This window comes from Streptosporangium lutulentum, from assembly GCF_030811455.1.
Lineage (GTDB): Bacteria > Actinomycetota > Actinomycetes > Streptosporangiales > Streptosporangiaceae > Streptosporangium > Streptosporangium lutulentum.
Genome location: NZ_JAUSQU010000001.1, coordinates 10,318,317 through 10,328,227, shown reverse-complemented (window position 1 = coordinate 10,328,227; position 9,911 = coordinate 10,318,317). Strand labels below are relative to the sequence as shown.

The 9,911-nt window shown below is 69.3% G+C and carries 10 protein-coding genes and 1 tRNA gene; 6 read left to right on the top strand and 5 right to left on the bottom strand.

What is annotated here, in order from left to right:
• On the top strand, positions 1 to 512 hold a 512-nt coding region (locus tag J2853_RS46445; protein WP_307568536.1), incomplete at its 5' end, for a selenium-binding protein SBP56-related protein.
• Positions 513 to 549: 37 nt separating this feature from the next.
• Positions 550 to 1,185 (top strand): hypothetical protein, encoded by a 636-nt coding sequence (locus J2853_RS46440; RefSeq protein ID WP_307568533.1) that lies wholly within the window; start codon positions 550 to 552, stop codon positions 1,183 to 1,185.
• A gap of 107 nt (positions 1,186 to 1,292) precedes the next feature.
• Here the strand turns inward: J2853_RS46440 and J2853_RS46435 are convergent, their stop codons facing one another.
• Positions 1,293 to 2,126: an SCO6745 family protein gene (locus J2853_RS46435; protein WP_307568531.1), complete on the bottom strand. Its 834-nt coding sequence runs from the start codon at positions 2,124 to 2,126 to the stop codon at positions 1,293 to 1,295.
• A gap of 280 nt (positions 2,127 to 2,406) precedes the next feature.
• Here J2853_RS46435 and J2853_RS46430 point away from each other — a divergent pair, with 280 nt between their 5' ends.
• Complete coding sequence (locus J2853_RS46430) at positions 2,407 to 3,225, top strand: MerR family transcriptional regulator (protein ID WP_307568529.1); 819 nt, start codon at positions 2,407 to 2,409, stop codon at positions 3,223 to 3,225.
• 34 nt (positions 3,226 to 3,259) lie between these two features.
• Here J2853_RS46430 and J2853_RS46425 read toward each other — a convergent pair whose 3' ends face one another.
• The gene (locus J2853_RS46425) at positions 3,260 to 4,189 is read right to left on the bottom strand and encodes a diacylglycerol/lipid kinase family protein (protein ID WP_307568527.1); all 930 of its coding nucleotides are present in this window, start codon (positions 4,187 to 4,189) and stop codon (positions 3,260 to 3,262) included.
• Between the two features lie 165 nt (positions 4,190 to 4,354).
• Here J2853_RS46425 and J2853_RS46420 point away from each other — a divergent pair, with 165 nt between their 5' ends.
• Positions 4,355 to 4,858, top strand: coding sequence for a hypothetical protein (locus J2853_RS46420; protein WP_307568526.1), 504 nt, complete (start codon positions 4,355 to 4,357; stop codon positions 4,856 to 4,858).
• A 325-nt stretch (positions 4,859 to 5,183) separates the two neighbouring features.
• Here J2853_RS46420 and J2853_RS46415 read toward each other — a convergent pair.
• Both J2853_RS46415 and J2853_RS46410 read right to left on the bottom strand, forming a co-directional pair.
• Positions 5,184 to 5,256, bottom strand: a tRNA-Ala gene (locus J2853_RS46415).
• A gap of 19 nt (positions 5,257 to 5,275) precedes the next feature.
• On the bottom strand, positions 5,276 to 6,706 hold the full coding sequence (locus J2853_RS46410; RefSeq protein WP_307568525.1) for an MFS transporter: 1,431 nt from the start codon (positions 6,704 to 6,706) through the stop codon (positions 5,276 to 5,278).
• A gap of 116 nt (positions 6,707 to 6,822) precedes the next feature.
• Here J2853_RS46410 and sigJ point away from each other — a divergent pair, with 116 nt between their 5' ends.
• Together sigJ and J2853_RS46400 are read left to right on the top strand one after the other, a co-directional pair.
• A complete protein-coding gene (gene sigJ / locus J2853_RS46405; RefSeq protein ID WP_307568523.1) occupies positions 6,823 to 7,710 on the top strand; it encodes an RNA polymerase sigma factor SigJ in 888 nt (295 codons plus the stop codon).
• A 36-nt stretch (positions 7,711 to 7,746) separates the two neighbouring features.
• Entirely contained in the window at positions 7,747 to 8,910 is a 1,164-nt protein-coding gene (locus J2853_RS46400; RefSeq protein ID WP_307568522.1) for an FAD-dependent oxidoreductase, read from the top strand.
• Positions 8,911 to 8,931: 21 nt separating this feature from the next.
• Here the strand turns inward: J2853_RS46400 and J2853_RS46395 are convergent, their stop codons facing one another.
• Entirely contained in the window at positions 8,932 to 9,732 is an 801-nt protein-coding gene (locus J2853_RS46395; protein WP_307568519.1) for an SAM-dependent methyltransferase, read from the bottom strand.
• Positions 9,733 to 9,911: the final 179 nt, after the last annotated feature.

Sequence of the window (9,911 nt, the reverse complement as noted above, 5' to 3'; positions counted from 1 at the left end):
TCACCATCCCTGCCGAGCCTGCGGAGGCCGACCTGCTGCCCGAGCCGCTCAAGCAGTTCGGCGCGGTGCCGCCGCTGGTCGGCGACATATCACTGACCCTCGACGACCGGATCCTGCTGGTCTCCTGCTGGGGTACGGGCGAGCTCAAGGCCTATGACGTCTCCGATCCGTTCGCCCCGCGCGAGACCGGTTCGGTCAGGATCGGCGGAATCGCCCGGCGCGACTCCCATCCGGCCGCCGGCGGCCGGGCCCTGAACGGAGGGCCGCAGATGGTCGAGGCCAGCCGGGACGGACGGCGGGTCTACTTCACCAACTCGCTCTACCGCTCCTGGGACGACGTCTTCTACCCCGACGGCATCTCCGGCTGGATGGCCAAGGTCGACGTCGCCGACGACGGCTCCCTCTCCCTGGATCCGGGCTTCTTCGTCGACTTCGCGGCCGACGGCCGCCGCGCCCACCAGATTCGGCTGCAGGGCGGCGACTCCTCCTCGGATTCGTACTGCTTCTCATGATCCGGTTCTTTCCCATGACGACGCGGGAGAGGATGCGATGGATCTGACCTCCGTGCTGATCCTGGCCGGGCTCGGCGCCTTCCACGGCTTGAACCCGGCCATGGGCTGGCTCTTCGCGGTCGCCCTCGGCCTGCAGGAGCGCTCCCGCAACGGAGTGCTGCGCGCGCTGCCACCCATCGTGCTCGGTCACGCGGCCTCGGTGCTGGCCACGCTCGGACTGGTCTCGGCGGCGAGCCTGGCCGCGCCGCCCAAGGCCATCTCGTACGGCGTGGCGGCCCTGATATGCGGGTTCGGCGTCTGGCGCCTGGTACGGCGGCGCCACCCTCGCTGGGTCGGCATGAAGGTGACGAGGTGGCAACTGGCCGGGTGGTCGTTTCTGATGGCCACCGCCCACGGCGCCGGTCTGATGGTGCTTCCGGTGGCCCTGCACAGCGAGCACGGAACACACGGCGGGCACAGCGGGCACGACGGGCACGGTGCCGCCGCGCTGGCCTCGCAGAGCCTGCTGGCGACAGGGGTCCATACGCTGGCCATGCTCGCGGCGACCACCGTACTGGCCCTGCTCGTCTATGAGCGGCTGGGAGTCGCGGTGCTCCGCAAGGCGTGGTTCAATCTCGACTTCGTCTGGGCCGTGGCCCTCATCGGCGCGGGCGCCTTCGCCGCTTTCACCTGAAACCCGCTGATGAAGGCACCTGCGGCGAACGATGTCCCGACCCGGGCCGACGAGAACGAGCGCGGGTCAGGACATCGCGGGTATATCGAACGAAGCCCGGGAGGGGCTCAGGAGGCGATGGCGAGCAGCCCCGCGTCCACCACGGCCCGGCCGAAGACCCGGGCCAGCTCGGCCAGCCGGGCGAGCTCGTCATCGGAGAGGGCGGCGTAGGCCGGCAGTGCCAGCTCGTCGGTGCGGTCCTCGATCCGCTGCCTGAGCTCCCGGCCCCGCTCGGTGAGCTCGTCACCCGCCAGCAGCCCGCGTTCGCGTAGCCTTTCCTCCGCCGCGGCCCACTCCTCCTCAGGCCAGGCCCGGCTCGCCTTCAGGAAGACCGTTGGGACACTCCCGGTCGCGGCGTGCAGGACCAGCGCGTCCAGCGGGCCGACCTCCTCGCTCAGCAACATCGCCACGTGCCCGTCCCCCCGGAACTCGCGCAGCAGGGTCTGGGCGTGCCAGAGCTGCAGCAGCGGCTCCGAGGGCCACGGCAGCGCGGCGTGCGCGGCGAACAACGGGCGGCCCTGGAGGTGCTCGCACGCCTTCTCCGCGGCGCGCCTGGCCAGTGCGGTCGTCTCGGCGAGGGACTCGATCTCGTGGATCCCGGCCCGGCGCAGAGCCGCGTCGGCCGCGTCGAGGCGCGCCTCGATCATCTTCTCCGGGGTCACGATCTTCCAGGCTCCCGGGAGCGCCTGCCGTACCAGGGTGGGGCAGAAGTTGTAGAAGGTCGCGATGACCAGCTCGGCGGAGGCGGGCCCCAAGGCCGCCCCGCGAGAGGCGAAGTAGCCGGTATGGAAATCCAGGCCGAGGGCGGCGTAGCGCTCAGTGGCCTCGGGAACGAAATAGATCATTCCGTGGACGGGCTCCAGACGACGCCAGGACTGGCGGGCGAGCCGGAGGTCGGTCATCACGCCTCCAGGGAATCGACGAAACGGGCCTGCCCGGTCATGCCGGCCGTCATCGGCCCGACCCCGCGAGCGGTCCCTGTCAACACGACGCCCCTGTCATGCACCTGCATGAAAGCTCCCTTTACCCGATATACCGACCAGTAGGTATTTGGGAACCTATTCGCACCTTCAGGACCCGTCAACGATCAGTCGTCCGTCTCGGGGAGTGGGTTGCGCCTGACACGGTGTCAGCACCTATACCTGAAGGCACAATCAATCCAGCGCCCACCTGGAAGCACAAGTGTTCAGCATCGGAGAGTTCGCCCAGCTCGGCCGCGTGTCGGTGCGCATGTTGCGCCACTACGACGCGATCGGCCTGCTCCAGCCCGCCCACGTCGACCCGGCCAGCGGCCACCGCTTCTACCAGGCCGACCAGTTGTCGCGGCTCAACCGCGTCATCGCCCTGAAGGACCTCGGCTTCACCCTGCACCAGGTCAGCTCGATCCTGGACGGGCGGATCGACACGGCCGAGCTCTACGGGATGGTACGGCTACGCCGCGCCGAGTTGGAGGAACGGATCGCGACGGACACGGCGCGGCTGCTCCGGGTGGAGGTACGGCTCAAGACCATCGCGAAGGAAGGTCACATGCACACCGATGAGGTTCTCCTCAAGCGGATCCCCCCGACGCGCGTGGCGGAGCTCACCGCCGTCGCGGCGAGCTACGACGGCGAGGACATCGGCCCCGTCATCCAGCCGCTCTTCAGCGACCTGTGCCTGCGGCTCCGCAACGCCGGGGTGGAGATCACCGGCTACGGCATCGCCCGTTACGAGCCCGAGGCCGACGGGCGGGTGACCGTGCACGCGGGAATGCAGGTCTCCGTGGGGGCGAGCGACGACTACGACTTCGCGATCGTGGACCTGCCGGAGATCGAGTCGGCCGCCACGATCATCCACCGGGGCTCGATGGAGCAGGTGGGCCCGACGTTCCAGACCCTGGCCCACTGGATCGACGAGCACGGTTACCGCGGCGTCGGGCTGGCCCGCGAGGTCTCCATCGACTGTCCCGACGACCACGACAAATGGGTGACCGAGCTGCAGATGACCGTCACGACCGCATAGTCGCCGATCCCCGCCACCTGCCGCCCGGTCTCGGTCAAGACTCTCCGGAACCGGAGTCGGCGGGCTTCCGGACCGGGACCCGGATGGTGATGCCGCCGGGGACCACCTTGGCCTTGAGCTCGGTGACGGTGCCCTTGGCTCCGCCGTCGAGCTCATAGGTCATCGGGACGGCGAGCTTGACGCTGATCTTGCGGGCTCGGGTCATCCGGACGAAGGGCGACTCGTCGGAGCGCCCGGCGCTCATCTGCCCGAGCACGCGGGCCCACTGGATGGGCCCCTTCGCCGTGGTCACGCCGATCTCCAGCCACCCGTCGTCGGGGCGCGCGTCGTCGAAGGCCTCGATGCCGCCGGTGATGGTGCCCACGTTGCCCAGCAACAGGCAGCTCGCCTCCCCCTCGAACCACTTCACCCCGTCTATCTTGACCTCCATCCGCACGAGCTCACCCCGGATGTGCCGCAGCCCGGTCCAGACATAGGCCGCCCGGCCCAGCCTGTCCTTCAGCCCGCGGTCGGCATCCTTGATCATCTCGGCGTCGAAGCCGACCCCCGCCATGACGGCGAAGTGTTCTCCGTTGACCATGCCGAGGTCCAGTTTCCGGCTCTCGCCGTGGAAGGCGATCCGCACGGCCTCGGGCAGGTCCTCGGGAATGTCGAGGTTCTGGGCGAAGAGGTTGGCCGTCCCCGCCGGGATGACGCCCACGGTCACGCCGGAGCCGGCGAGCGCGTCCACGCAGCGCTGCACCATGCCGTCCCCGCCCCATATCAGGACCAGGTCGGCGCCTTCCTTGAGCGCCTTGCGCACCTGCTTGGGCGCCTTCTTGCTCTTGGGCACCTCGTACCAGAGCAGCTTCTCGACTCCCTCGTCGGCGAGGAGCCTGCGCAACTCGTCGAGTCCGCCGCCGAGCGACTTCTTCTGGTGGGCTATCACCGCGACCGTGCCGACGTTCTGCTTCTGCAGCAGCATGTAGGCCTCCCGTTGGCACCATGTTGAATACCGCTCACGGCTGCCCTCGCGCCGGAGCGGCAAACACCCGAGTCTTCTCCTGTCGGTCCCAGACATACCGGCCCTCGGCCACATTCCTAACATTTCACGGATTCACCGGCCTCACGCGTCACTATGGTCACTGCCATGGAGCGACTGACATTCGAATCGGCCACCCTTGTCAACTTCAAGGACAGAACTTACCGATGGGTGGACGTGAAGCACTTCCAGGTACACGCCCGGCAGGAGGACGACGAGCGGTTGCTCACCATGTTGATCTCACATGAGATGTACCGCGACGACTACCTGGGCTCGGAGTCCTGGAAGGACACGGAGACGTCCGTGCACGGCCCCTACCGTCTTGACGCGCTCTCGGCCGCGGCCTACGAGGGCATCGACCAGGCCACCGCCTCGACCACGATCGGCACCTGGGCCGGGAAGTACAGGGAACTGTCCGAAACGGTGGCCCAGGAGCTTGAGAACGAGGTCCACCGACTGATCCGGACGGCCACCGCGTGTTACCGGTTGAGGGAACTCGGCGAAGCGGCCCGGGACGACCGCCTGGGCTGGATCCTCGGCGAGTTCCACGAACTGGTGCTCATCGACCGGCACGGAGGATCACTCTCCCTGGTCGTCGCCTCCGACGATTGACCCGTTCTCCGTAAGCGTCATGCCCTTACCGATACAAAAGCCAGTAAATCCCGCATCATGGCCAATCAGGGTCATATGCGAAATGCGGGTTCAGTTACACATAAAAGCACGAGCAACCCCGCAATCCCTTAACCGAATCGCAACACGCCCGAACCCTGGCGAGCCCGCCCCACCACCCCGTGACCCCGAGCGAAGCGAGGCACTCGGGGGCGCGGGGGCAGAGCCCCCGCACCGGGGGGCCCGGGGGGTCGTCCCCCCGTGTGAACGACGAAGGGGCCCGCCGCGAGCAAGCTCTCGCTTGCGAACAGCAGACCCCAGCCACAAGTGGAGCTATGGGGATTCGAACCCCAGACCTCCTCCATGCCATGGAGGCGCGCTACCAGCTGCGCCATAGCCCCTTGCGGTACAGATCAAATCTTAACCGACTCCAGGCACCTCCCGCGCCATCATTCCGGAGACAAGGGCGACCACGGCGGACCCCACGGCGCTCGCGGTGATGATCGCGAAGGACAGGACGTAGGCGCGGCGCGAGGGGACGGAGGTTCCCGCGATGGTGATCGAGGTGAGGAGCGCGGCGGTGGCGGCGCCGGAGACGCTGCCGCCGATGGAGCGGACCAGGGAGTTGATGCCGCTTGCGATGCCGCTCTGGTCCATGGGCACGTGCTGTACGGCCAGCGCCCCCAGCGCCGCGAAGCCGACCCCGAAGCCCAGGCCCTGCACGGCGTTGGAGCCGATGAGGTGGAGAACCGAGTCGTTGAAGAGGGTGAACCAGCCGAACCCGGCCGCGCACAGGGCCGCGCCGAGGGCGAGGGAGCAGGCGGGGCCGAGACGAGCGGACAGACGGCCGGCCATGAAGGACGCGGCCAGCATGGTCACGGTGCTGGGCAGGGCGTAGAGGCCGACGTCGAGGACCGATCCGCCGAAGCCGTATCCGGCGGACGGCGGGGTCTGGATGAAGCTGGAGACCAGGGCGAACGAGCCGAACATCGCGAAGCCCAGCAGCATGGACGCCAGGTTCGCCTGCAGGGAGTGCCGGCCGACGAGCAGGCGGAGCCGTACCATCGGCGCCCGGAGCCACAGCTGGCTGAACACCCACACCGCGCAGAGCACCGCCGCGGCCGCGAAGAGCCCCACGATGCGCCCGGAGCCCCAGCCCCAGGCGTTGCCCTGGGAGAGCCCCAGCATCAGGCAGACGAGCCAGGCCGACAGCAGTCCGGCGCCGATGAGGTCGGGACGTCCCCCGGCGTGGTTCCCGCCGTCGCGGGTGCTCATCGCGATGAGCACCAGGGCGATCGCGGCGACCGCAGCCGTGATCCAGAAGACGGGGTGGTGGCTGGGGGTCCGGTCGGCGATGAGCCCGGTGACGATCATGCCGAGGCTGCCGCCGACGCCCATCGTCGCGCTGACCACACCGATGGCCGTCATGACCCGGGCGCGCGGGAAGCTGTCCCTGATCATGCCGATGGCCAGCGGGATCAGGGCCGACGAGGCTCCCTGGAGGGCTCGCCCGGCGATCAGCACCGGCAGGGAGCCGGACAGGGCGCAGACCACCGAGCCCAGGACGAGCAACCCGACGGTGATCAGGATCATTCGCTTCTTGCCGTACATGTCACCGAGGCGGGACAGCAGGGGCGTGGCCACCGCGGCCGCGAGCAGCGAGGCGGTGAAGACCCAGGTAACCTCGGCGACCGACACCCCGAAGGTGCCCATGAGGCGGGGCAGCAACGGGATCACCACGGTCTGCTGGATGGAGACGACCATCCCCGCCGTGGAGAGCGCCAGCAGGGTCAGCCAGAGCTGCCTGCCCTGCTGTTCGGTGCTCGATTCGGCGACGGTTACGCCTGTCACGGCCCCCCCATTGCTGCTTGCTGCTGACCAAGGCAATCGCATGGTAGATCCTGACCGGAAATCACCGTTCGCCGGGGCATGTAACGCAAGAGGCGTTGTGGTACGTCTATGTTCCTATGGCCGCCGAACGTTTCGAGGAACATCGCGCTCTGCTGACCGGTGTCGCCTACCGTGTCCTGGGCACCCTGGCGGACGCGGAGGACGTCGTCCAGGAGGCGTGGCTGCGCTGGACGGGGGTGGACGCCTCCACGGTCGAGGATGACCGGGCCTATCTGATCAAGGTGACGACACGGCTCTCCATCGACCGGCTGCGGCGGGTGAGAGCACAGCGCGAGTCGTATGTCGGGCCGTGGCTGCCCGAGCTGGTCGGCACCACCCCGGACGTGGCCGAGCACGTCGAGCTGAGCGCCTCGGTGGAGCTGGCGCTGCTCGTGGTGCTGGAGACCCTCTCCCCGCTGGAGCGCGCGGTGTTCGTGCTGCGGGAGGCGTTCGCCCTGCCGTACGCGGAGATAGGCGAGATCATCGGCCGCAGTGAGCCGGCGACCCGGCAGCTCGCCCGGCGGGGCAGGGAACACGTCCAGGAGCGCAGGCCGAGGTTCGACGTGGACCGGGACGAGCGGCGCAGGCTGACCGAGCGATTCGTCGACGCGGCCGCCGGCGGCGACCTGGAGGCGCTGACCGCGATGCTCAGCGCGGACGCGTCGCTGGTCGGCGACGGGGGCGGGCGGGTCAGCGCCCCGCTGCGGGTCATCGCGGGCGCGGACAAGGTGGCGCGCTTCCTCATCTCGATCGGCGGCCAGGAGGGCACGCGCAAGTTCATGAGGGCGGCGGGAGCCGATCCGGCCTCCGGCTTCGCGGTCGGGTTCGCCGACGTGAACGGCGGCCCCGCGGCGGTGATGACCGCCGACGGGCGCCCGATCGCGGTGTTCTCCCTGGTCGTCGGGGACGGCCTGATCGAGGCCGTCTTCCTGGTCGCGAACCCGGAGAAGATGTCGCGGCTCTGATGTCACGAATGCCGTCGCCCGATACGTCGTGAGGGCATGAAACGAGAGATCAGCATCATCGGCGGCGGCCTCGCCGGACTCACCGCGGCCATCGCCTGCGCCGAGGGCGGTGCGCGGGTCACCGTCCACGAGGCCCACAGGGCACTCGGCGGCCGGGCCCGCAGTACCGCCGCGCCGTACATCGCCAATGACGGCACCCATGTCTTCTACTCCGACGGCGCGCCGTGGCGCTGGATGGCGGCCAGGGGGCTGGTCCAGCCGTTCCGCAGGCCCATGCTCGGCGAGTTCCTCAGGCTCAGGTTCCGCCATCGCGGTCGCGTGACCCCGGCCCCGCCCCGGCACCTGCTGAGGGCGCTCGCCAGGCGGCGGCTCACGGCCCCGGTGGACGAGGATTTCCGGACCTGGGCCTGCCGGCACCTCGGCGAGGAGGCGATGGAAGCCGTCGCGGGACTCGTCGGCGTGATCACCTACGACGCCGATCCCGGCCGGCTGTCGGCGGCGTTCGTCTGGGAGCGGGCCCTGCGGGTGGGCGCGCCGCGCTATCCGGCGGCGCGGTACGTCGTCGGCGGCTGGGGGCGGGTGATCGACCGGATGGCCGCCCACGCGCGCGGTCTGGGCGTGCGGATCGAGACCGGCTCACGGGTGGACCGCCTGCCCGAGGACGTCCCCGTGATCGTGGCCACCTCGCTGGACGCCGCCAGGACGCTGTTCGGCGACGAGTCGCTGCGCTGGGAGAGCGGGAAGGCCGTGCTGCTCGATCTCGGCCTGAGCCGGCACCCCAGGGACCTCTTCCTCGTCTTCGACCTGGACGAGGGCGGTTTCCTGGAGCAGTACGGCAGGCCCGACGCCTCGCTCGCCCCGGCCGGGCACACTCTGGTCCAGTTGGAGATGCCCGTCAGAGCCGGCGAGTCCAGGGCCGAGGCGATCTCCCGGGTGGAGCGGCTGGCCGATTCCGGCCTGCCCGGCTGGCGGGAGCGGACGACCTGGCGGCGAGAGGCCGTCTCCACCGGCCGTACCGGAGCCCTGGACCTGCCGGGGCTCTCCTGGCGGGATCGGCCCGCGATCGACCGGGGGAACGGTGTCTGGCTGTCAGGAGACTCCGTCGCGGCTCCCGGTCTGCTCAGCGAGGTCTCCGTCCACAGCGCCCTGACCGCGGCGAAGGCCGCCCTCAAGACGGTCGGTCCGCGTGTCTCCGTGTGAGACCCCGGCGCCGGCCGGACGTCAGAGCTTCCTGCCGACCCCGCTGTAGCCCATGCTCGCCAGCTCCTGGCTCACGAACTCGGGCGGTTCGAGGAACGGCCAGACGTTGACCAGCCCGGGGCTGACCATCTCGAAGTCGCCGAAGAAGCCGGAGATCTCCTCACGGCTTCTGGGCACGAACGGCGAGTTCGCCCGCTCGTAGATGGCCGAGATGCGGGCCATGGTCTCGGGACGGGCGTCGGTGCTCGCGTGCGAGACGGCCAGACAACCGCCCGCCGGGAGGGCGGCCCGGTAGGCGGCGACGATCTCCTGCGGCCCGTCCTCGTCCGGGACGAGATGGAGCAGGAACATCATCAGCACCGCGACCGGCTCGCGGAAGTCGATGATCGCGCGAACCTCGGGAGAATCGATGATCTCCTGAGGCTTGCGCAGGTCCCCCTGGAGCATGATCACTTTCTGGGGCTCGGCGAGAAGCGCGCGGCCGTGGGCGCAGACGACCTCGTCGTGGTCGACGTAGACCACACGGGTGTCCGGGGCGATCCGGTGAGCGATCTCGTGCACGTTCTCCTGGGTCGGCAGACCGGAGCCGAGGTCGATGATCTGACGGATTCCCGCCTCGCCGACCAGATGCCTCACGACCCGGGCGATGAGCTCACGTCCCTGCCGTGCGACCTCGCGCATCTCCGGGGCCACGCCGAGCACCATGTCGCCGACCATCCGGTCCGCGGCGAAGTTGTTCTTGCCGCCGAGGTAGTAGTCGTACATCCGCGCCGCGTTCGGGATGTGCGGATCGACGCCCCGGGGTGCCTCTTCTTCGGACACAGTCGCTCCCTGCCTATGGTCGCCCGATCAATCGTGATCATAGGTGGATCAATCCATGCGAAGCACAGTTAACGCCTTAATCACCAGAATCCCGGCGGGGTCCGGTAAGCCCTCCGTGACCCTCCGGCGTGGCGGGTGAAGCCCTTTCACGCCGGTACGGCTTGCGTCGCCCCCGAATG